The sequence below is a fragment of the Streptomyces sp. NPDC060031 genome (assembly GCF_042736805.1).
In the GTDB taxonomy this organism is placed as follows: Bacteria; Actinomycetota; Actinomycetes; order Streptomycetales; family Streptomycetaceae; genus Streptomyces.
In genome coordinates, this window is sequence record NZ_JBHWVM010000008.1 from 53,405 (window position 1) to 75,149 (window position 21,745).

Below are 21,745 nucleotides of genomic sequence, written 5' to 3' on the forward strand. Positions count from 1 at the left end.
GTGACCGGATTCAAGCACTGCAGGGAGGTTGAGCGTGGCCATCATGCCTGACTACGTGATGCAGGCGGGGGCGGGGATCGGCCAGGCGCCGGATATGGCTGCCCATCAGCCGGTTCCCCGTCCGCGACTGCGCGTCGGAGAAGCGGGTGACGAGGCTTACATCCATCCGCGCGCCACACCGCTCGCCGCCCGGGAATGGAACCGCGCCGCGGTCGCCAATCTCCTCCAGCACCTCGGCATCGCCTCGTTCGCCGTACGCGGCAAGTCCGACCACGGCACCACGATGGCCGTCCTCGAGGACGACCGGATGCGCTTGCTGGAGGGCCTGGCCCGCTACCTGAGCCACTACCCCGGCCACGTGACCCTGCTGCGCGAGCCGCAGGCGCGCGCCCCGCGTCCGCTGCCCAGCGGCGACCAGGGAGCCTGGCGCGATGTGCACTCGGCCATCGGCGTGCAGGTCAGCTGGTACCAGACCGACCCCGACGGCCACCTCCTGCTCGGTCACGAATACGGCTGCGCCGTCGAGTTCTGGCGGCGCGAGGGGGACCGGCTGGTCGCCCCCCGGCCCAACCGGATCGCCTTCTCGGTGGCCGCCGCCGGCCCCAACGTCTGGGGTCGCGCACGCCTGTTCAGCCGCTTCGTATCCGACACCACGCCCCAGGAATCCGCCCCGCCGCTGGCCACCCGGCCGGAATTCCTGGTGCGCGCGATCGAGGACGTCGAATTCCCCGTGGACGCCGTCTACACGTGGGTTGACGGGAATGACCCGGTGTGGGCGGCGCGTAAAGCGTCGGCAAAGGGTGAGGTTTACCACGCGGAATCCGCGAGCGACGCCCGATTCATCAGCCGGGACGAACTGCGCTATTCGATCCGCTCGCTCCACCTCTTCGCCCCGTGGATCCGCAACGTCTATGTGGTGACCGATGACCAGGTCCCCGCGTGGATGCGCACCGACCTGCCCGGATTCCAGGTCGTGAGCCACCGGGAGATCTTCCGGAACCCGGCCGACCTCCCCACCTTCAACTCGCACTCCATCGAGAGCCAGCTGCACCACATCCCCGGTCTGGCCGAGCACTTCCTCTACTTCAACGACGACATGTTCATCGGCCGGCCCGTGACCCCGCACGCCTTCTTCACCCCCGGCGGCACGGCCAAGTACTTCCCCTCCCGCAACCGCATCCCCCAGGGGCCCGTCTCCCCGACCGACACCCCGGTCGACGCGGCCTGCAAGAACAACCGGGCGCTGCTGCTGGAGCGGTTCGGCCGCGTCATCACCCAGCCGATGGAGCACATCCCCTACGCGCTGCGCCGCAGCGCCATGGAGGAGGCCGAGGCGGACTTCCCGCAGGCCTGGCAGCGCACCGCCGCCAGCCGGTTCCGGGCCATGACCGACCTCTCCCCGACCTCCTCCTTCGCGCTGTACTACGCGGCCCTGACCGGACGCGCCCAGCCCGGATCGATGCGCTTCACCTATCTCCAACTGGCCGTGCCCGACCTCGCGGACCGGCTCCAGCGGCTCCTGGACGCCCGCAGCCAGTACTCCTTCTGTCTCAACGACGCCTTCTCCACCCCCGAGGACATGGAGGCGCAGACTGAAGTCCTCGACGGCTTCCTCAACGCCTACTTCCCGACCCCCAGCCCCTGCGAACACTGAGTGAGGAGCGAACGACGTGGCTGAACCCGAAGCGATGAGCTCCGCCGCCCACGTGTACGCGAAGCTGGTCCCCCAGCCGCTGCGCGCCGCCGCCGGCAAGATGTCGCCGCAGGTGCGCCGCAAGGTCAAGAAGCAGCTGAACCGCACCCTCGCCTCCCGCGAGTCGCGCCTGCACCGGCGCGCCCTCAAGCGGGTCCGCGAGAGCGACTTCAGCAACGTCCCGGAGGGCCGGGCCGAGGCCATGGACGGCCGGGTCGGCCACGTCCACTCCGGCCTGACCACCGACTTCGCCCGCCACACCGACCTGATGCTCGTCACCACCGCCTTCGACGTGGCCGAGATCCCCTGGTTCGCGGTGCCCGCCCTCGACGACCGGCGGATCTCCCTCGCCGTCCCGCAGGACCGCAAGACGGACGTACGCCGCGTGCTGCGCGCCCTGCTCGAGGAACAGACGGGCTACGTCGTCTCCGTGTCCCCGGCCGACGAGTCCACCGCCACCGTGCCCGGCAGCCACGTCAAGGCGTGGAAGCACTACGCCAAGGCCCGCGTCATCCGGCTGACCTGGCTGCGCACCGACCCGACCCGGACGCTGTGGGTCGGCGAGAAGCAGGGCGTGGAGATCGAGTTCTGGACCCACAACACGGCCCTGGACACCCCGCGCCTGGTCGGACCGCGCCCCAACCGCGTCCAGCGCGTCGTACCCGTCGAGGCCGGCCCGATGGTCAGCGTCGGCCACGACCGGCTCTCCGGGTACGCCGACATCGACGCCGACTCCGAACGCACCCTCACCCGCGAGGGCTTCGACGTCCCGCGCATCGAGGAGATCACCTACCCGGTCGACGCGGTCGTGCTGTGGCAGCACTCCGAGCCCTGGGCCGAGGAACTGCTGCGCGCCACGCTCCGCTCGATCCACCAGTACGCCCCCTGGGTCGACGTCGTCCACGTCGTCGCGGCCCAGCCCGTCCCCGGCTGGATCCAGGCCGGCGAGCGGCTCCAGCTGATCGGCGCCGGCGGCGGTGTCGACGCCGCGCTCCAGCAACTTCCCGGCGCCGCGGCCCGGTTCCTCCTGCTGCGGCCCGGCGCGCTGCTGGCCCGCCCGGTCCGCGCCTTCGACTACTTCACCCCGCTCGGCGGGACCCGGCCCCGCCGGGGCGGCTGGTCCGCCCAGGAGGCCGCGGCGCCGTGGGCCGCGGCGGCGTACGCGCACACCGGCCGGACCGTCGCCCACGGCTACGCGCACGGCCCCCAGCCCTACACCGTCGAGGTGCTCGGCGGGATCCGCGCCGGCCGCATCGGCGCCCTGCACCCGCAGGACGGCCAGTACGCCTCCGAGCTGCCCGGCACCCACCCGGTCGACGGCGTCGTCCACCACGTCGCGCACGCCGGCGGCCTCGCCGAACCGTCCGGCGAGGGCACGCTCACCGTGCACGCCTCGATGCCCCGCCTCACCCGCCTGCTGGAGCGGCTGCTCGTACGCCGCGACACGCAGCAGCTCCAGCTGATGGGTCTCGGCAGCCCCGAGGCCCTCGCCGCCGGCGGCACCGGCACCCTCCTGGAATTCCTGCGCCGCTACTACCCGGTGCCCAGCCCGTTCGAGCTCCCGGCCCTCCCCGAGGCGGCCGAGCCCGAAGAGGGCCAGGACACAGGTGGCGGTCCGTGGCAGTGATGAACCCCGAGGCGTCGTCGCTGGTCGCGGTCTACCGCACCATGCTGCCCACCTCGCTGCGGCGCAGTCTGGCCCGGCGCGTCCCCATCCGGCTGCGCGGCCTGGTCAAGCGCATCCTGCGCCGGATCCAGATGGGCGTGGGCCTCAGCCAGTCGCTGCGCGCTCTGCGGGCCCGCCGGCGCTGGCCGCACCTGTTCCGCCAGGGCGAACGGCTCGCCGCACTCATGGACCGCGGCGCGCAGATCGCCCTGGTCCGGCCGACCGCCTCCCCGCTCGGCCTGCGCGAGGCCAACCTCGAACTCGTCGTCACCGCCCTGGAATGGGCCGGCGTCGACTACTTCGCCGTCCGTGGAGCCAGCGACTTCCGAGCCTGCTTCGGGGTCCGGGCCGAGGACCGCGAGCGGGTCCTCGCCGCGCTGGACGAGAGCGGCCTGCAGGCCCCCGTCTACCTCTCCCGCGGCGACGCCCCCAAGCCGGCCCTGCGCGCCGCCCTGACCGGCTCCCGGCGGGCCCGCCGGATCGGCGCCGACGCCGACGTCCTGCGCGTGGGCATGGTGTGGCGGGACCCGGGCGGCTCACTGCCGCTCGGCCTGGAGTACGGCAGCGACATCGAGTTCTGGCGCAGCGAGCAGGGGGTGCTGACCGCACCCCGGCCCAACCTGGTCACCGCCGAGGTCGCGGCCGACTCCCCGCGCGTGATGGTCCCGGTCTCCCGGCTCACCGGCTTCGCCTCCCGGCACACCCGGCGCACCCGCCAGGTGCGCACCCTGGCGCCCTACGCCGCCGCCCTGCCCGAGGACGTGCGCTTCCCCATCGACGTCGTCTACACCTGGGTCGACGGCAACGACCCGGCCTGGCAGCGCCGCCGCCGCGAATACGGCCACGGCGGCTACCACGAGGAGTCCGCGAACGCGGCCCGCTACATCAGCCGCGACGAACTGCGCTACTCGCTGCGCTCGCTGGAGCAGAACGCGCCCTGGGTGCGCCGCATCTTCCTGGTCACCGACCGGCAGCGGCCCGCCTGGCTCGACCCCGACCACCCGCGGATCACCGTCGTGGACCACACGCAGATCTTCGACGACCCCCGCGCGCTGCCGACCTTCAACTCGCACGCCATCGAGAGCCGGCTGCACCACATCGACGGGCTCTCCGAGCACTTCCTGTACTTCAACGACGACATGTTCCTGGGCCGCCCCGTCACCCCCCAGGACTTCTTCCTCTCGAACGGCATGACCCGGGTCTTCTTCTCCCCGTCCCAGGTCCCGCAGCTCGAAGTCACCGCCCAGGACCGCCCGGTGGACGCGGCCGGCAAGAACAACCGGCGGATCATCGCCGAGCGGTTCGGCCCGACCATCGTGCAGAAGATGCGCCACGCCCCGTACCCGCTGCGCCGCTCCACCCTCTTCGAGATAGAGCGGGAGTTCGCCGGCCACCACCGGGCCACGGGCCTGAGCCGGTTCCGCAGCGTGACGGACATCTCGATCCCGTCCTCGCTCTACCACTACTACGCGTACTTCACCGGCCAGGCGGTGCCCTCGGAGATCGAGTTCGCGTACCTGGACCTGGACAAGCCGCAGATCGAGCGGCGCATGGGCATCCTCCTCGCCCGCCGGGACCGGCAGGCCTTCTGCATCAACGACACGGTCTCCGACGGCCGCGACGTGGACCGCCAGTCCCGGATGCTCCGTGACTTCCTCGACGCCTACTTCCCCATACCCAGTCCCTTCGAGCGGAAGGAGTACCACGCCCGATGAAAATCTCCTTCCTGATCAACAACATCTACGGGATCGGCGGCACGAACCGGACCGTCATCAACCTCGCCGAGGCGCTGTCCGCCGACCACGAGGTGGAGATCGTCTCGGTCTTCCAGCGCGCCACCGCCCCCAAGTTCGAGATCTCGCCCCAGGTGACCGTGCGTGCCCTGGTCGACCTGCGCCCCGGCAAGACCGGCGCGGACCGCGGCCACCCCGACCTGGAGGAACCCGGCTCCGTCGTACCGCGCCAGGAGGAGTTCTACGCGCAGTACAGCAAGCTCTCCGACCAGCGGATCATCGACCACCTGTCCAAGACCACCGCGGACGTGGTCATCGGCACCCGGCCCAGCCTCAACCTGTTCGTCGCGCAGTACACGCACGACGACGCGCTGCGGGTGGCCCAGGAGCACATGACCCACCTCGCCATCCCGCCAGCCGTACGCGCCGAGATGGCCCGCGTGTACCCGCGCCTCGACGCCGTCACCACCGTCACCGACGCGGACGCCCGCTCCTTCCTGGAGCACACCCCGGTGCCGCCCTCGCTGCCCGTCGTGGCCATCCCCAACAGCGTCCCGCAGCCGGTGGTCAGGCCCTCCGAGGGCGACCGCAACGTGATCGTCACCGCGGGCCGCATGCACCACGTCAAGCGCTACGACCTGCTGATCACGGCCTTCTCCCAGCTCGCCGGGGACTTCCCCGACTGGCAGCTGCGCATCTACGGCGACGGCGGCGAGGCCGCGAAGCTCCGTACGATGGTGCACGAACTGGGCCTGGCCGGACAGGTGCTGCTGATGGGCGGCTTCTCCCCGATCGAGTCCGAGTGGGCCAAGGGCTCCATCGCGGTGGTCACCTCCAGCGCCGAGTCCTTCGGCATGACCCTGGTGGAAGCCATGCGCTGCGGACTGCCGGTGGTCTCCACCGACTGCCCCGTCGGCCCCCGCGAGATCATCACCCACGGCGAGGACGGCCTGCTCGTCACCAACGGCGACGCCGACGCCGTCGCGGCCGGCCTGCGCACGGTCATGGCCGACGGCGAACTGCGCCGCCGGATGGCCGCGTCCGCCCTGCGCAACTCCGCCCGGTACGACCCCGCGGTGATCGCCGCCCGGTACGCGGAGCTCTTCGACGACGCCGCCCGCAGGCGGGCCGCCTCCGACAGCCGCTACCGCCGGCCCACGGCGAAGCTGCTCGGCCGCGAATCCGGCGCCGGCGCCCCGCCCGCCGCCATGCAGACCGCGGTCTGCCACGCGACCGCGGTGGACGCGGCCTGGCTGCGGCTGTCCCTGGACGGGCCCGAAGAGGGCCGCGTCCGCTGGAACTTCGTGCTCCGCCACCTGTCCTCGGGCAACACCCCGCTCCCCGACATGCCCCTGCGCACCCAGCGCGCGTCCCTCGACACCGGCGGCACCCGCTACACGGCCAATGTCACCCCCGAGGCCCTGACGGGCCTCGGCGACGGCCGCTGGCAGGTCATGATGGAGTCCGGCAAGGGCGAGTACGTCCACGTCAAGGCGGGCATCCGCGACACCCGGGCGCTGATCGGCGTACGGACCCGGCTGCTGGCCGACCCGAGCCCCGGCCCCGTTCAGTGGAACCTGCCCTACGCGCAGCCCAACGGGAAGCTGATGCTGCGCACCGTGGTCCGGACCGCGCACGCCGAGGTCTCCACCGTCCAGATCGCCGACAACCGGGTCATGCTGTCCGCGGTGCTCCTCGGCGAGCTCGACCTGGTGCCCGGCGCCCTGCTGATCCTGACCCGGCGCGGCCACTACGCCTCCGAACTGTCCGTTCCCGCCCACGTCTTCGGCGGACGCTTCTTCCAGGCGGCCATCCCCGTGGACGAGGCCGTCGAAGAGCGCCTGGAGCGCTGGGAGGACTGGGACTGGTGGATCCAGCCCGACCCCTTCGACCGGCGGCGGGTGCGGGTCTGCCACCTCTTCGAGGACTTCCCCGACGTCAAGAACTCCTGCGCCTATCCCGCCGTGCCCGTCGCCACCGACGAGGACCCCCGGTTCGTCATCGCGAGCCCGGTGAAGCCGGTGCACGTCCGACCGTACTGCTCCGTGTCCGGGGCCATGGCCATGAACGTGGTGGACCGTTGATCCGCACCAACCGCTCGATCCTGCACGTCGTCGCCCACCAGGACGACGACCTGTACTTCATGAACCCGGACCTGGTGCGCTCGCTCCAGGACGGGGACCGGACCACCACGGTCGTACTGACCGCGGGCGAGGACGACGGGATCAACGCCGACGTCAACGACCCCGGCCGGCACACGGTGCCCGCGGACCTCGCCGGCTACAGCACCGCCCGCGGCTGCGGCCTGCGCTCGGCCTACGCGCGGATGGCCACGGGGGACCGGTCCAGCCCCTGGCAGCGCGAGGTCACCGAACTCGTGCAGGGTTTCGCGGTGGAGAGCTTCACGCTCGTCGCGAGGCCCACGGTGCGGATGTACTTCTTCCAGCTGCACGCGGTCGCGAACTCGCCGCAGGGCATGCGCACCGGGCTGTACGAGCTGTGGGCGGGCCTCACGCGCACCCACCCCACCCTGCCCGTGTGGGGGTCGGCGCTGGCCCGCGTCCAGCACGTGAGCAGGGAGGCGGTCATCGGCGCGCTGGCCGCGCTGCTCGCCGAGACGAAGGCGACCACCGTCCGCATGCTGGATCCCGACCCCGAACACGACGGCGGCAAGCGGGACTTCGTGCTCTCCGACCACCTGGACCACACCGCCGCCGCCCAGTTCACCATCGCGGCCCTGGAACAGTCCCGGGGCACGGCGAAGCGCGGACCGGTCGTCGAGCCCTACCGCGCGTACGCCAACCGGTTCTGGGGACAGAACCTGGACGCGATGGAACTGGCCGAGAAGGCCGACTACCTGTCCGTGTACATGGGCCTGGGCTCCACCCACTGCCCCCAGGGCACCTGCCACCAGTGCGGCGACCGGCAGCTGGGCACCGACCCGTACCGCAGCACCCACATGCGCAGCAGCGCCTACCGCTACTCGCCGGGCACCGACTGGCTGCGGCTGGGTCCGGGCGGCCGGCTCAACGCGTACGGGGTCTTCGCGGGCCGGCTCGGCTTCTTCACGGAGACGGGGCCCGCCACCGGGGTGTGGCAGGGCCCGTTCATGCTCGGGGACGAGTGGATCTCCCCGTCCCTCGCCCTGGCCGGCGAGCCGGGTGGGTCGGCCCACGTGCTCGGGCTGCGCCGCCGCACGGCCGAGGGCGGCGCCGTGACCGTGGACCTGGTGCACTCGGTCCAGAGCGCGGACGGCGGCGGGTTCAGCAACTGGCATTCGCTGGAGAACCCGGACTGGACGCACGAGGACCTGCGGCGCCAGCGCGAACTCGGCGTCCCCGCGGCCGCCGTCGACGGTGCGGGGCGCCTGTACGTCTTCGTCCGCGACTTCGCCCAGGGCATCTCGGTGAGGCGGCAGAACGACTACGGCGGCTGGGAGCCGTGGGAGAGCCTCGGCGGCCGCTTCCTCCAGGACGCGGGCACCGCCATCACCACGGAGCTCGGCACGGTCGAGCTGTACGTGCCCGGCAAGGAATCCGTGTCGCGCTGGCACCAGAAGGCGGTGGGCGGCCCCTTCTTCTCGGACAACACCCTCACCACCGGTACGGTCGCCACCGGCGGCATCAGCGCGGTCAACTCCGGCGGCGGCCGCGTCTGCCTCTACTACCGGCAGGCGGCGACGCAGCAGGTCATGGCGTACCGCCAGCACGAGAACGGGCGCTGGCCCGGCTCCGGGGCCCCGCTCGGGGGCTCCGGCGGCACCGGTCCCGTCGCGGCCGTGTGGGCCGCGCAGCGCGGTGCCCGCGAGGCGTACCTGGCCCACCGCAGCGCGCGCGGCCGGCTCTGCGTCTCGCTGCCCGACCGGGAGCAGGACGCGACGGGCCCCCGCTGGCGGGAGACCGGCGAGATGTTCGCCCAGGCCCCCTCGCTGGCGTACGACGCCGCCGGCGCGCTGGTCGCCGCGGTCATCGGGACCGACGGCCGGCTGCGGGTCCAGCGCCAGCTCCGCCCGGAGACCGGCAGCCCGCTCGGCCCGGCCGTGACGGTATGAGGCGCCGGTACCAGCTCGCGCTGGCCTTGGCCCTGGTCCCGCTGGCGGCCGCCGGGCTGCTCGTACAGCAGTACTCGGCGGGGGAGAAGGAGCCCCCGGGGGAGCTGCTGCGGGTGATGGAGTGGAACATCTGCGGCGCGGCCCAGAACTGTCAGAACCGGGGCGCCACGGGCGCCGGGACCTCGGTGGTGCGGCTGGCCGAGCAGGTGGAGGCCCGCCATCCCGACCTGCTGGGCGTCAACGAGATCTGCCGCTCGCAGTTCGAGGCGCTGCAGCGGCTGGTCTCCATCCGCGGCTGGCGGATGGAGGGCTCGTACGCGCAGATGCACGACAACGTGCGCTCCTGCGGCTCCGACGGCTCGTACGGGCTCGCGATCTTCTCCCGCGAGCCGCTGACGGCCCCGCCGAAGTACCGGGCCTTCGCCAGCACCTCGGAGGAGTACGTGGCCCAGGGCCGTGCCGAGCAGGTGCGCCGCGGAGTGCTGTGCGCGCCGACGACGGTCAAGTACCGGCGGGTCATGCTGTGCGGCGCGCACGCCGGGACCGAGCCGGAGCAACTGGCGGAGGTGCAGGGGTGGTTCGCCGACCCCGCACTGTTCCCGGCGGACCTGCCGGTGGTGTTCGCGGGCGACCTGAACCAGCAGCCCAACGAGGCGTCCCTGGCCGGGCTCTACTCGCACACGCGCGGGGAGAAGGACACCCACGAGCCGCGGGGCCGGTTCATCGAGGCGGACGAGGGCGACCGGGCCTGGTTCCGCCAGGGCGCGGCGGGCGGGGTCCGCTGCGACGCGGCGGGCGTGACCCGGTGCCGCAACGGGGCGCCGACCGCCGACGACGGGCGGAAGATCGACTACATCTTCGCCACCGAGGCCCACTTCGCCAGCCCGGAGGGCCGGACCGAGGACTTCCCGGAGTCCGACCACATGCTCTACGAGGGGACCTTCCGCTTCCGGGAGTGACCACGGGTCCCCGTCGGCGGGTACGGGCCGACCCCGTCGGAACGCACCGACGACGAAGCGGGCTGTACGGGAGGCAATCCCGTACAGCCCGCTTCATTCGTGCTCCGTGCGACCCGTTACGCCGGGACGCTCGCCAGGCCCGGGGCCAGGAACTTCTTGCCGTTCACACGCTCGGAGACACCCTCGCGGTCCAGGTACGGCGTCACGCCGCCCAGGTGGAAGGGCCAGCCGGCGCCCGTGATGAGGCAGAGGTCGATGTCCTGGGCCTCGGCCACGACACCCTCCTCCAGCATCAGGCCGATCTCCTGCGCCACCGCGTCCAGGACGCGGTCGCGGACCTGCTCCTCGGTCAGGACGACATCGCCCTGCACCAGGAGCGCGGCGACCTCGGGGTCCAGCTCCGGCTTGCCGGAATCGTAGACGTAGAAGCCGCGCTTGCCGGCCTTGACCACGGCCGCCAGGTTCGGGGAGACGGTGAAGCGCTCCGGGAAGGCGCGGTTCAGGGTCTCGGACACGTGCAGACCGATCGCCGGGCCGACGAGCTCCAGCAGCACCAGCGGGGACATCGGCAGGCCGAGCGGCTCGATGGCCTTCTCGGCGGTGACCACCGGGGTGCCCTCGTCGATGACGTTCTGGATCTCGCCCATGAAGCGGGTCAGGATGCGGTTCACGACGAACGCCGGGGCGTCCTTGGTGAGGACCGCGGTCTTCTTCAGCTTCCGCGCGACACCGAAGGCCGTGGCCAGCGAGGCGTCGTCGGTCTGCTCACCGCGGACGATCTCCAGCAGCGGGAGGATCGCGACCGGGTTGAAGAAGTGGAAGCCGACCACGCGCTCCGGGTGCTGGAGCTTGGAGGCCATCTCCGAGACCGACAGCGAGGAGGTGTTGGTGGCGAGGATCGCGTGCGCCGGGGCGACCGCCTCGACCTCCGCGAACACCTTCTGCTTGACGGACATCTCCTCGAACACGGCCTCGATGATGAAGTCCGCGTCCGCGAAGCCCTCGGCCTTGTCCAGGACACCGGTCACCAGGGCGGTCAGGCGGTTGGCCTTGTCCTGGTTGATGCGGCCCTTGCCGAGCAGCTTCTGGATCTCGGCGCGGACGTAGCCCACACCCTTGTCCACGCGCTCCTGGTCGATGTCGGTGAGGACCACCGGCACCTCCAGGCGGCGCAGGAAGAGCAGCGCCAGCTGCGAGGCCATCAGGCCCGCGCCGACGACGCCGACCTTGGTGACCGGGCGGGCCAGGTTCTTGTCCGGGGCGCCGGCCGGGCGCTTGGCGCGCTTCTGGACCAGGTTGAAGGCGTAGATGCCGGAGCGCAGTTCGCCGCCCATGATGAGGTCCGCGAGCGCGGTGTCCTCGGCGTCGAAGCCCTTCTGCAGGTCGCCGTCCTTGGACGCCTCGATGATGTCGAGCGCGCGGTAGGCGGCCGGGGCGGCGCCGTGCACCTTGGAGTCCGCGATGAAGCGGCCGCGGGCGACCGCCGCGTCCCAGCCCTCGCCGCGGTCGATCTCCGGGCGGGCGACCTCGGTGGTGCCGTTCAGCACGTTCGCGGTCCACAGGAGCGACTGCTCCAGGAAGTCCGCACCCTCGAACAGCGCGTCCGCGATGCCGAGTTCGAAGACCTGCTTGCCGCGCAGCTGCTTGTTCTGGTTCAGCGAGTTCTCGATGATCACCGAGACCGCGCGGTCCGCACCGATCAGGTTCGGCAGGATGGTGCAGCCGCCCCAGCCGGGAACCAGGCCGAGGAAGACCTCGGGCAGCGAGAAGGCCGGGATGGCCTTGGAGACGGTGCGGTAGGTGCAGTGCAGACCGACCTCGACACCGCCGCCCATCGCCGCGCCGTTGTAGTACGCGAAGGTCGGGACCGCGAGGGCCGACAGCCGCTTGAAGACGTCGTGGCCGCCCTTGCCGATGGCGAGCGCGTCATCGTGCTTCTTCAGCAGCTCGACGCCCTTGAGGTCGGCGCCGACCGCGAAGATGAACGGCTTGCCGGTGATGCCCGCGCCGACGATGGAGCCCGCGATGGCCTCCTGCTCGACCTGGTCGATCGCCGCGTTCAGGTTGGCGAGGGACTGCGGGCCGAAGGTGGTCGGCTTGGTGTGGTCCAGGCCGTTGTCCAGCGTGACGAGCGCGAAGCGCCCGGCGCCGAAGGGCAGGTCCAGGTGGCGGACGTGCGCCTGCGTGACGACCTCGTCCGGGAACAGCTCGGCCGCGCCCTTCAGGAGCTCAGTGGTGGTGCTCACTTGGAGTCTCCCTCGGTGTTGAAGTGCGGGTTCTCCCAGATGACGGTGGCGCCCATGCCGAAGCCGACGCACATGGTGGTCAGGCCGTAGCGGACGTGCGGCTGCTCCTCGAACTGGCGGGCCAGCTGCGTCATCAGACGGACGCCGGAGGAGGCCAGCGGGTGGCCGAAGGCGATCGCGCCGCCGTACTGGTTCACGCGGGCGTCGTCATCGGCGATGCCGTAGTGCTCCAGGAACGCGAGGACCTGGACCGCGAAGGCCTCGTTGACCTCGAACAGGCCTATGTCCTCGATGGACAGGCCGGCCTGGGCGAGGGCCTTCTCGGTGGCCGGGATCGGGCCGTAGCCCATGACCTCCGGCTCGACACCCGCGAAGGAGTACGAGACGAGGCGCATCTTGACCGGGAGGTTGTTCTCCCGGGCGAAGTCCTCGGACGCGATGATCGCGGCGGTGGCACCGTCGTTGAGACCGGCGGCGTTGCCCGCGGTGACCCGGCCGTGGGTACGGAACGGGGTCTTGAGGCCGGCCAGGTTCTCCAGGGTGGTGCCCGGGCGCATCGGCTCGTCGGAGGTGACCAGGCCCCAGCCCGTCTCACCCGCCGCCTCGTTGGTGTTGCGCACCGAGATCGGCACCAGGTCCTGCTGGATCTTGCCGTCGGCGTACGCCTTGGCGGCCTTCTCCTGCGAGCGCACGGCGTACTCGTCGGCGCGGAGCTTGGTGATCGTCGGGTACCGGTCGTGCAGGTTCTCGGCGGTCATGCCCATGAACAGGGCGGACTCGTCGACCAGCTTCTCGGAGACGAAGCGCGGGTTCGGGTCGACGCCCTCGCCCATGGGGTGGCGGCCCATGTGCTCGACACCGCCGGCGAGGGCGACGTCGTACGCACCGAAGGCCACGCCGCCCGCGACGGCGGTCACGGCGGTGAGCGCGCCGGCGCACATGCGGTCGATGGAGTAGCCCGGGACGGACTGCGGGAGGCCCGCGAGGATGCCGGCCGTGCGGCCCAGCGTGAGGCCCTGGTCGCCGATCTGCGTGGTCGCGGCGATGGCGACCTCGTCGATCTTCGCGGGGTCCAGGTCCGGGTTGCGGCGCAGCAGCTCCCGGATCGCCTTCACGACGAGGTCGTCGGCGCGGGTCTCGTGGTAGATGCCCTTCGGGCCCGCCTTGCCGAACGGGGTGCGGACGCCGTCGACGAAGACGACGTCCCTGACGGTACGAGGCACGTTGGCTCTCCTCCAGGTGCGGGTGTGCACTGCTGCGCGGGGGCACGCTCGGCGGATACCGCTGAGCGTGCGCTCACCTGCCCCATGCTACTTGCGGGTAACCCATGTGGACACCCCCTCCGGCCGGAGCGGCGAAGGTCACACTCTGCCCCCGGGCGCCTGAGCCCGGCCGGAGGCGGACGCGAGAAGAGCCCCCGGCCGGGGCCGGGGGCTCTTGGAGTGCACTGCGCGTGGGAGCGGGAACGTCAGTCGGTGGCCGCCAGGGCCGTGACCAGTGCGTCCGTCACCTGCTCGATCTGCCAGGGGCGGGCGCCGTAGGCCGTCAGGGCCTGCGCCACCGCGTCGGCCTCCAGCCGCTGCGGCGGCTCCCAGCACAGCCGGCGGACCGTGTCCGGGGTGATCAGGTTCTCCTGCGGCAGGTTCAGCCCCTCCGCCAGCGCGGAGACGGCGGCCCGTGCCGCCGACAGCCGGGCCGCGGCCGCGGGGTCCTTGTCGGCCCAGGAGCGCGGCGGCGGCGGACCGGCCGGGCTCGCCCCCGGCTGCGGCAGCTCGTTCTCGGGCAGGGCCCTCGCCCGGTCGACGGCGGCCATCCACTGGTCCAGCTGGCGCCGGCCCATCCGCTGCCCGTAGCCGGGCAGGGCGGACAGGGCGTGCACGTTGAGCGGGAGGGCGAGCGCGGCCTCGACGATCGCGGCGTCGCCGAGCACCTTGCCGGGCGACACGTCACGGCGCTGCGCGATCCGGTCCCGCGACTCCCACAGCTCCCGTACGACGGCCATCTGACGGCGCCGGCGCACCTTGTGCATGCCGGAGGTGCGACGCCACGGGTCCTTGCGCGGCGGGGCGGGCGGTGCGGCGGCGATGGCGTCGAACTCCTGCCGGGCCCAGTCGAGCTTGCCCTGGCGGTCCAGCTCCTTCTCCAGCGCGTCGCGCAGGTCCACCAGCAGCTCCACGTCGAGCGCGGCGTAGCGCAGCCACGGCTCGGGGAGCGGCCGGGTGGACCAGTCGACGGCGGAGTGGCCCTTCTCCAACGCGTAGCCGAGCACGCTCTCGACCATCGCGCCGAGTCCGACCCGCGGGAATCCCGCCAGCCGGCCGGCCAGCTCGGTGTCGAACAGGGAGGTGGGCACCATGCCTATTTCGCGCAGGCAGGGCAGGTCCTGGGTCGCGGCGTGCAGGATCCACTCCGTACCGGACAGGGCCTCGCCCAGCGCGCTCAGGTCGGGGCAGCCCACCGGGTCGATGAGCGCGGAGCCCGCGCCCTCGCGGCGCAGCTGCACGAGATAGGCGCGCTGCCCGTAGCGGTATCCGGAGGCGCGCTCGGCATCGACGGCGACGGGTCCGGTGCCCGCGGCGAAGGCCGCGACCACCCGGGCGAGCGCGTCCGCGTCGGCGACCACCGGAGGGATCCCCTCGCGGGGCTCCAGCAAGGGAATCGGCAGCCCATCGGACGGAATATCGACGTCGTCCGGGGGGCCGCCCCCGGTGGTGGTGCGCAGGTCTGCTGCGGTCTCTTGGGCGTCGGTCACCGCTCAAGGGTATCCGTGGATACGACGCGCCCGTCGCCGGAACGTTCCGGCGACGGGCGCGAAGGGGAAGGGCGGACGTTTCCCCCGGGTTCCCCGGGAGTTCGCCCGGGAGTCCGCGGGCGAAATCAGTGGATGATCCCGGTCCGCAGTGCGACGGCGACCATCCCGGCCCGGTCGCCGGTGCCCAGCTTGCGGGCGATCCGGGCGAGGTGGGACTTGACGGTCAGGGCGGACAGGCCCATCGAGACGCCGATGGCCTTGTTGGACTGGCCCTCCGCGACGAGGCGCAGGACCTCGACCTCGCGGCCGGAGAGCTCTCGGTAGCCGCCCGGGTGGCTCGGGGCACCCGGGGGGCGGCGGTGCATACGGGCGGCGGCAGCGCCGATGGGGGCGGCGCCGGGCCGGGAGGGGAGCCCGATGTTGGTCCGCGTACCGGTGACGACGTAGCCCTTCACTCCGCCCGCGAGGGCGTTGCGCACGGCGCCGATGTCGTCGGCGGCGGACAGGGCCAGGCCGTTCGGCCAGCCGGCGGCCCGGGTCTCGGAGAGCAGGGTGAGACCGGAACCGTCGGGCAGGTGTACGTCGGCCACGCAGATGTCGCGCGGGCTGCCGACGCGGGGGCGGGCCTCCGCGATGGACGACGCCTCGATCACGTCACGTACTCCGAGGGCCCACAGATGGCGGGTCACGGTGGAACGGACGCGCGGGTCGGCCACGACGACCATGGCCGTCGGCTTGTTCGGGCGGTAGGCGACCAGGCTTGCGGGCTGCTCGAGAAGAACGGACACCTAGGCCTCCTGGGGGAGTGGCGGGACGGCCGGCTCGGGGAAGGAAGCCGGTGCGAACCGTGCGGATGGTCACTGACTCCTTCGGCACGTCACCCGCCCGGCTTTAGGGAATGATCACGATTTGGTGAGTAACAATTCGGGCAATTCGGACGCACGATCGATCATCGGGTGATCAGAAGCCCACAACGGATGCCCCGTTTTGGCACACCGTTACGGGTTTGATCGGTCGATCCTCGCCAACTGGGCCGCCCCGGGAGCCCGGACGGCCGCCTCACCCGGCGGCCGTCCGGCTTCACACCTACGGGTGGTGCGGACCCCGCCGTTGTGGCAGGGACACCACACCCGTGACCGTCTCCGTCGGCCCCACCGGCGGCAGCCCCGCGATCTGGCACAGCAGCTCGCACCAGGCCGACAGGTGCGCCGAGGTGTCCGGCACCCCGCCCACCCCCTCGCGGGGCGTCCACGAGGCCCTGATCTCGATCTGGGTGGCCGGCCGCCGCTCCGAGAGCCCGCCGAAGTAGTGCGAGCTCGCCATGGTCACGGTCCCGCTCGCCTCCCCGTACGTCAGCCCGCGCGCGTCCAGCGCCCCCGTCAGCCAGGACCAGCACACCTCCGGGAGGAGCGGGTCCGCGGCCATCTCCGGCTCCAGTTCCGCCCGTACGAGCGTCACCAGCCGGAAGGTCCCCTGCCAGGCGTCGTGCCCCGCGGGGTCGTGGAGCAGGATGAGCCGGCCGTCGGCCAGGTCCTCCTCGCCGTCGACGACCGCCGCCTCCAGCGCGTAGGCGTGCGGGGCCAGTCTCTGCGGCGGTTTCGTGGGGTCGATCTCGATCCCCGGCCGTAGCCGCGCCTTCTTCAAGCCGTCGACCGCCCGCCGGAACGGGAGCGGGACGGAGCTCTCCTTCGCGCTGTCCACACCGTCAGCGCCATCTGAAAATCGTCCCTGAGCCGCAGCCATGCGGGGAAGACTAGGCGCAGCGGACGCCCGTACGACGCAGGGACACCCGCGCCGGGCCGGGCACTTCTTCATACGTGCGAAGATTTGAGTTGTGAGCGCCAACGACCTTCCCCTCGCGCACGGCTCCGCCGGCGCTGGGGAGACCCCATTCCAGGGCCAGCCGAGTCAGACGTACGATTCCGCCTTCCTGAAGGCGTGCCGGCGGGAGCCGGTGCCGCACACCCCGGTGTGGTTCATGCGGCAGGCCGGGCGCTCCCTCCCCGAGTACCGCAAGCTGCGCGAGGGCACGCAGATGCTGGAATCCTGCATGCGCCCCGACCTGGTCACGGAGATCACCCTCCAGCCGGTGCGCCGCCACGACGTGGACGCGGCGATCTTCTTCTCCGACATCGTGGTCCCGCTGAAGGCCATCGGCGTCGACCTGGACATCAAGCCGGGCATCGGCCCGGTCGTCGCCCAGCCGATCCGCCGCCGCGAGGACCTCGCACAGCTGCGCGACCTCACCCCCGAGGACGTCGGTTACGTCACCGAGGCGATCGGCATGCTCACGGGTGAACTGGGCTCCACGCCGTTGATCGGATTCGCGGGTGCGCCTTTCACCCTCGCGAGCTACCTCGTCGAGGGCGGCCCCTCCAAGAACCACGAGCACACCAAGGCCCTCATGTACGGGGACCCGGAGCTGTGGGCCGACCTCCTGGACCGCCTCGCCGAGATCACCTCGGCCTTCCTCAAGGTCCAGATCGAGGCCGGCGTCTCGGCCGTCCAGCTCTTCGACTCCTGGGTCGGCGCCCTGGCCCCGGCCGACTACCGCCGCTCGGTGATGCCGGCGTCGGCGAAGGTCTTCGAGTCGGTCGCCTCGTACGGGGTCCCGCGCATCCACTTCGGCGTGGGCACGGGCGAGCTGCTCGGCCTGATGGGCGAGGCCGGCGCGGACGTCATGGGCGTCGACTGGCGCGTCCCGATGGACGAGGCCGTCCGCCGGGTCGGCCCGGGCAAGGCGCTCCAGGGCAACCTGGACCCGGCGGTCCTCTTCTCCACCACGCAGGCCGTGGAGGCCAAGACGGACGAGGTCCTCTCCGCCGCGTCCGGCCTGGAGGGCCACATCTTCAACCTGGGCCACGGCGTCCTGCCCACGACGGATCCGGACGCCCTGACCCGCCTGGTGGACTACGTCCACACCAAGACGGCCCGCTGAGCCGAGGCTTCGACGACGTCGGTACTGTGCCGTGCATGACATGGCACGGGCCGACGTTTCGCATGTCCGACGGGGAGAGCATCGACGGGTCCTGGTGCCTGGTCTGGCGCAGGTACGAGACAGGGGGCGAGCCCTTCCCCGAGAACCTCTTCGTGTACGCGGACGGCAGGATCACCCTCGGGCGGTACGAGGCGACGGACCTGCCCGGCCTCGGCGGGCTGCTTGCCTCGGGGAAGGTCGCCCTGGACCCGCCGGGTGGGCGGCAACGGACCGTCGGGCCCTCGAAGTGGCAGTCGCGCGAACCCGAGACGCGGACCGACGAGAGCTTCCTCCTGGACGCCGCCGACGAGATCGCCCGGCTGGCGGGCCGGCCCACGACCGGCGACCTGCTCCTGGAGGCCGTCCGGGCCTACCGGCGCAATCCCACGCCGGCCGGCCGGTCCCTGCTCCGGGACGCGTACCTCGCCGTCCCCGCCCACCTGCGGGTCTACGTCCTGGGTGACATGGACCGCCAGGACCGGCCGCTGCGGATCCTGGTGACCGACCTCGGGCAGGCCGTGGACGGGGACGGTCCGGTGGCGACGCGGGAGCTGCACGAAGCCGCCCTCGCCTACTTCGCCGATCGCGACGCGGGCGACGAGCAGGCCGAGGCCCGGTCGGCCGTCCGGTACGCCGACGCCCCGCCCGGCGCCCCCGAGCCCCCGCTCGTCCTCCGCGAGAGCGTGTATCCGCAGGGTTGGCCGGCCGGGCCGGGCGACTTCGCGCTCCGCAACGACTACGACGCCCCCTGCACGTACGCGGGGCAGACCTACCCCACCGTGCTCCACGGGTACTGGGCCCTGTCCGCCGCCGACCGGGCCGACCACGACCGGATCCGCGCCGCCGCGACCGCCCGCGAGGCCCAGGAGCTCGGCGGACGGGCGCCGCGGCGCCCGGACTGGCCCGAGGTGCGGCTCGCGGTCATGGCCGGCCTGCTGAGGGCCAAGTTCGACCAACACCCGCGACTGGCGCAGCTGCTGGTCGCCACGGGGCAGTCGGCCATCACCTGCACCGGCATCTCCGACGCACCCTTCTGGCGCGAGGAGGGCCCCCGCGGCCGGAACTGGACGGGCCGCCTCCTGGAACTGACCCGCTCCGAACTCGTCGCCGCGCGAGCACCGCGCGAGTAGCGGGCTAGACCCCCGCCGCGCGGACCGCCGAGACCGCCTTGCGGGCCGCCACCAGGATCGGGTCCCAGACCGGGGAGAACGGTGGGGCGTAGCCCAGGTCCAGGGAGACGAGCTGGTCGACCGTCATGCCCGCCGTCAGGGCCACCGCCGCGACGTCCACGCGCTTCGCGGAGCCCGCGCCGCCGACGATCTGTACGCCGAGGAGCCGGCCCGTGCGGCGTTCCGCCAGCATCTTCACCGTCATCTCCGCCGCGCCCGGGTAGTAGCCCGCCGTGTTCGTCGAGCGGATCGTCGCGGTCACGAAGCGCAGGCCCGCCTCCAGCGCGTCCCGCTCGCGCAGCCCCGTACGGGCGATCTCCAGGTCGCAGACCTTGCTGACCGCCGTGCCGACCACCCCGGGGAAGGTGGCGTAGCCGCCGCCCACGCCCGAGCCGATGACCTGCCCGTGCTTGTTGGCGTGGGTGCCCAGCGGGATGTGCCGGGTGCGGCCCGCCATCAGGTCCAGGACCTCCACGCAGTCGCCGCCCGCCCAGATGTTCTCGTGCCCCCGCACCCGCATCGACAGGTCCGTGAGGATGCCGCCCGACTCGCCCAGCGGCAGGCCCGCGGCGCGGGCGAGCGCGGTGCGGGGCTCCACGCCGATGCCGAGGACGACCACGTCCGCCGGGTACTCCCCGCCCGCCGCCGTGGCCACCGCGACGGCCCGGCCCTCCTCGTCGGTGAGGATCTTCGTCACCTCGGCGCGGGACACCGTACGGATCCCCATGCCGTTCATCGCGGTGTGCACCAGGCCGCCCATGTCCGGGTCCAGCGTGGCCATGGGCTGCTGGCCGCGGTGCAGCACGGTCACCTCGTAGCCCCGCCCGACCAGGGCCTCCGCCATCTCCACGCCGATGTAGCCCGCGCCGACCACGACCGCCCGGCGGCCCCGCGTCCGCTCCAAAGTGCCCATCAGGCGCTGGCCGTCGTCCAGGGTCTGGATGCCGTGGACGCCGTGCGCGCCGATGCCCGGGAGCCGCGGGCGGACCGGGCGGGCGCCGGTCGCCAGGACGAGCTTGTCGTAGTCCGTCCACGAGTCGGCTCCGGTGTCCAGATCGCGGGCGCGGACCCGGCTCCCGGCGATGTCCAGCTCCAGCACCTCCGTACGCGTGCGCAGGTCGATGTCCCGCGCCCGGTGCTCCTGCGGGGTGCGGGCGATCAGGTCGTCCCGCTCCGCGACCGCGCCGCCGATCCAGTACGGGATCCCGCACGCGGAGTACGAGGTGAAGTGCCCCCGCTCGAAGGCCACGATCTCCAGCTCCGCCGGTCCCTTGAGCCGCCGGGCCTGTGACGCGGCGGACATCCCCGCCGCGTCCCCGCCGACCACCACCAGTCGTTCCGTCGCCATCGCCCGCACCGTCCTTTGTCGTCGCCGCCGTCGCGACCACGCTACGGGCGAATGCGTGTTCAGTTCCGGAGGTCCACCGGGTCCACCGGGTCCACCGGGTCCGCCTCGCGCGCCGCCGGGACCCGCTTCGCCACCGGGCCCGCCTTCGGCTTCGCCGGGCGCCACTTGCGAAACAGCCGCCGGCCCAGCACCACGGCGCCGGCCGTCAGCGCGAACGGGAGCAGCGCGCCGAACGCCACCGTCAGGTACCGCACGATCTGCGTGAAGACGTTCCACCCGGCTTTCAGGGCGCCCAGGAAGGTCGGCTCCTCGTCCTTCTTCTCCCCGGCCCGCACCATCGGCTCGGCCGGCTCCGAGAAGGTCAGCGTGATCGTGCCCAGCGAGGTCTGGTCCTTCAGCGCCGTCTGCTGGGCCAGCAGCGACTCCAGGTCCGACTGGCGCTTGGCGAGCTCGCTCTCCAGCGTGACGACGTCGCCCAACCCCGAGGCCTTCTCCATCATGTCCCGCACCCGTGCCACGCTCGCCTGCTGCGACTTGACCCGGCTGTCGGTGTCCGCGACCTTCTGGGTCACGTCCTGCGCCTCGACCTTCCGGTCGAGCAGCTTCCCGCTGCCCTCCATCGCGCCGAGCACCGCGTCGAAGCGGTCGCCCGGCACGCGCAGGGTCACGGTCGAGGTCATCAGGCCGTCGGCGTCGCGTTTGGTGGTCTCGTTGCCGACGTAGCCGCCCGCGTTCTCGGCCGCCGTCCGGGCCGCCGCCGTCGCCTTCTGCGCGTCCGCCGTCTCGACGCTCAGCGTCGCCGTACGGATGATCTGCGCCCGGGCGGAGGCGGGCGACTGGCCCTTGTCCGCCGCCGCGGGCGCCGCCGCGGCGCCCGCCGCGCCCTTCGCCGCCTCGCCGTCTGGGCGGGGCGCCGCCACGTCCGCCGCCTTGCCGGCCGAGGCGTCGCCGCCGGCGCTGCATCCGGTGAGCGCGAGCGCCCCGGCCAGCGAGAGGGCGGCCAGGGCCGCCGCGGATCGCCGTCTGTACTGCATGCGCTGGATGTTCTGGGTGTGCATCGCTGAATACCCCCCGAGAATGCGGCTGATGTCGCCGATGGGACGTACGGAGTCCCGCCGCGGGTTTCGCCCGCGCGGTTGCGAGGCGGTCCC

Annotated in this window: 15 protein-coding genes; 8 read left to right on the forward strand and 7 right to left on the reverse strand. The window is 72.5% G+C overall.

The genetic code is table 11. The features are described from left to right. Nucleotides 1–43 precede the first annotated feature (43 nt). From ACFWB8_RS05305 to ACFWB8_RS05330, 6 genes are read left to right on the forward strand one after another with little or no spacing between them, the layout of a single operon-like run. Nucleotides 44–1,654 (forward strand): stealth family protein, encoded by a 1,611-nt coding sequence (locus ACFWB8_RS05305; RefSeq protein WP_385222929.1) that lies wholly within the window; start codon nt 44–46, stop codon nt 1,652–1,654. Between the two features lie 16 nt (nt 1,655–1,670). After that, a complete protein-coding gene (locus tag ACFWB8_RS05310) occupies nt 1,671–3,320 on the forward strand; it encodes a sugar phosphotransferase (protein WP_385222745.1) in 1,650 nt (549 codons plus the stop codon). Beyond that, nucleotides 3,320–5,074: a stealth conserved region 3 domain-containing protein gene (locus ACFWB8_RS05315; protein ID WP_385222932.1), complete on the forward strand. Its 1,755-nt coding sequence runs from the start codon at nt 3,320–3,322 to the stop codon at nt 5,072–5,074. Before ACFWB8_RS05310 ends, ACFWB8_RS05315 begins: the two co-directional genes overlap by 1 nt. Next, nucleotides 5,071–7,176 carry a glycosyltransferase family 4 protein gene (locus ACFWB8_RS05320; protein ID WP_385222748.1) on the forward strand — a complete coding sequence of 702 codons (2,106 nt, stop codon included), beginning with the start codon at nt 5,071–5,073 and terminating at the stop codon, nt 7,174–7,176. Before ACFWB8_RS05315 ends, ACFWB8_RS05320 begins: the two co-directional genes overlap by 4 nt. Then, nucleotides 7,173–9,143: a PIG-L family deacetylase gene (locus ACFWB8_RS05325; RefSeq protein ID WP_385222751.1), complete on the forward strand. Its 1,971-nt coding sequence runs from the start codon at nt 7,173–7,175 to the stop codon at nt 9,141–9,143. The genes ACFWB8_RS05320 and ACFWB8_RS05325 overlap by 4 nt, the downstream gene beginning before the upstream one ends. Next, nucleotides 9,140–10,102 (forward strand): endonuclease/exonuclease/phosphatase family protein, encoded by a 963-nt coding sequence (locus ACFWB8_RS05330; protein WP_385222754.1) that lies wholly within the window; start codon nt 9,140–9,142, stop codon nt 10,100–10,102. Before ACFWB8_RS05325 ends, ACFWB8_RS05330 begins: the two co-directional genes overlap by 4 nt. Before the next feature lie 116 nt (nt 10,103–10,218). Here ACFWB8_RS05330 and ACFWB8_RS05335 read toward each other — a convergent pair whose 3' ends face one another. The 5 genes from ACFWB8_RS05335 to ACFWB8_RS05355 form a co-directional block, all read right to left on the reverse strand. Continuing rightward, nucleotides 10,219–12,348: a 3-hydroxyacyl-CoA dehydrogenase NAD-binding domain-containing protein gene (locus ACFWB8_RS05335; RefSeq protein ID WP_385222757.1), complete on the reverse strand. Its 2,130-nt coding sequence runs from the start codon at nt 12,346–12,348 to the stop codon at nt 10,219–10,221. Next, on the reverse strand, nt 12,345–13,571 hold the full coding sequence (locus ACFWB8_RS05340; RefSeq protein WP_385222760.1) for a thiolase family protein: 1,227 nt from the start codon (nt 13,569–13,571) through the stop codon (nt 12,345–12,347). Before ACFWB8_RS05340 ends, ACFWB8_RS05335 begins: the two co-directional genes overlap by 4 nt. A gap of 245 nt (nt 13,572–13,816) precedes the next feature. Further along, nucleotides 13,817–15,100: an HRDC domain-containing protein gene (locus ACFWB8_RS05345; RefSeq protein WP_385222763.1), complete on the reverse strand. Its 1,284-nt coding sequence runs from the start codon at nt 15,098–15,100 to the stop codon at nt 13,817–13,819. Nucleotides 15,101–15,225: 125 nt separating this feature from the next. Beyond that, nucleotides 15,226–15,888 (reverse strand): response regulator transcription factor, encoded by a 663-nt coding sequence (locus ACFWB8_RS05350; protein ID WP_069922445.1) that lies wholly within the window; start codon nt 15,886–15,888, stop codon nt 15,226–15,228. Between the two features lie 298 nt (nt 15,889–16,186). Continuing rightward, complete coding sequence (locus ACFWB8_RS05355; RefSeq protein WP_385222767.1) at nt 16,187–16,843, reverse strand: DUF3000 domain-containing protein; 657 nt, start codon at nt 16,841–16,843, stop codon at nt 16,187–16,189. Nucleotides 16,844–16,934: 91 nt separating this feature from the next. Here ACFWB8_RS05355 and hemE point away from each other — a divergent pair, with 91 nt between their 5' ends. Beyond that, nucleotides 16,935–18,038, forward strand: a complete 1,104-nt coding sequence (hemE, locus tag ACFWB8_RS05360) for a uroporphyrinogen decarboxylase (RefSeq protein WP_385222770.1) — start codon at nt 16,935–16,937, stop codon at nt 18,036–18,038. 35 nt (nt 18,039–18,073) lie between these two features. Continuing rightward, nucleotides 18,074–19,207: an NADAR family protein gene (locus ACFWB8_RS05365; RefSeq protein ID WP_385222773.1), complete on the forward strand. Its 1,134-nt coding sequence runs from the start codon at nt 18,074–18,076 to the stop codon at nt 19,205–19,207. A 4-nt stretch (nt 19,208–19,211) separates the two neighbouring features. Here the strand turns inward: ACFWB8_RS05365 and ACFWB8_RS05370 are convergent, their stop codons facing one another. Together ACFWB8_RS05370 and ACFWB8_RS05375 are read right to left on the reverse strand one after the other, a co-directional pair. After that, nucleotides 19,212–20,594: an FAD-dependent oxidoreductase gene (locus ACFWB8_RS05370; protein WP_385222776.1), complete on the reverse strand. Its 1,383-nt coding sequence runs from the start codon at nt 20,592–20,594 to the stop codon at nt 19,212–19,214. A 59-nt stretch (nt 20,595–20,653) separates the two neighbouring features. Then, the gene (locus ACFWB8_RS05375) at nt 20,654–21,628 is read right to left on the reverse strand and encodes a DUF4349 domain-containing protein (RefSeq protein ID WP_385222779.1); all 975 of its coding nucleotides are present in this window, start codon (nt 21,626–21,628) and stop codon (nt 20,654–20,656) included. Between the last annotated feature and the right edge of the window lie 117 nt (nt 21,629–21,745).

Excerpts from the sequence above, each read along its gene's own strand:
- ACFWB8_RS05305 (WP_385222929.1), top strand. The coding sequence starts at position 44 with ATGCCTGACTACGTGATGCAGGCGGGGGCGGGGATCGGCCAGGCGCCG.
- ACFWB8_RS05315 (WP_385222932.1), top strand. The coding sequence starts at position 3,320 with ATGAACCCCGAGGCGTCGTCGCTGGTCGCGGTCTACCGCACCATGCTG.
- ACFWB8_RS05320 (WP_385222748.1), top strand. The coding sequence starts at position 5,071 with ATGAAAATCTCCTTCCTGATCAACAACATCTACGGGATCGGCGGCACG.
- ACFWB8_RS05330 (WP_385222754.1), top strand. The coding sequence starts at position 9,140 with ATGAGGCGCCGGTACCAGCTCGCGCTGGCCTTGGCCCTGGTCCCGCTG.
- ACFWB8_RS05355 (WP_385222767.1), bottom strand. The coding sequence starts at position 16,843 with ATGGCTGCGGCTCAGGGACGATTTTCAGATGGCGCTGACGGTGTGGAC.
- ACFWB8_RS05365 (WP_385222773.1), top strand. The coding sequence starts at position 18,074 with ATGACATGGCACGGGCCGACGTTTCGCATGTCCGACGGGGAGAGCATC.
- ACFWB8_RS05370 (WP_385222776.1), bottom strand. The coding sequence starts at position 20,594 with ATGGCGACGGAACGACTGGTGGTGGTCGGCGGGGACGCGGCGGGGATG.
- ACFWB8_RS05375 (WP_385222779.1), bottom strand. The coding sequence starts at position 21,628 with ATGCAGTACAGACGGCGATCCGCGGCGGCCCTGGCCGCCCTCTCGCTG.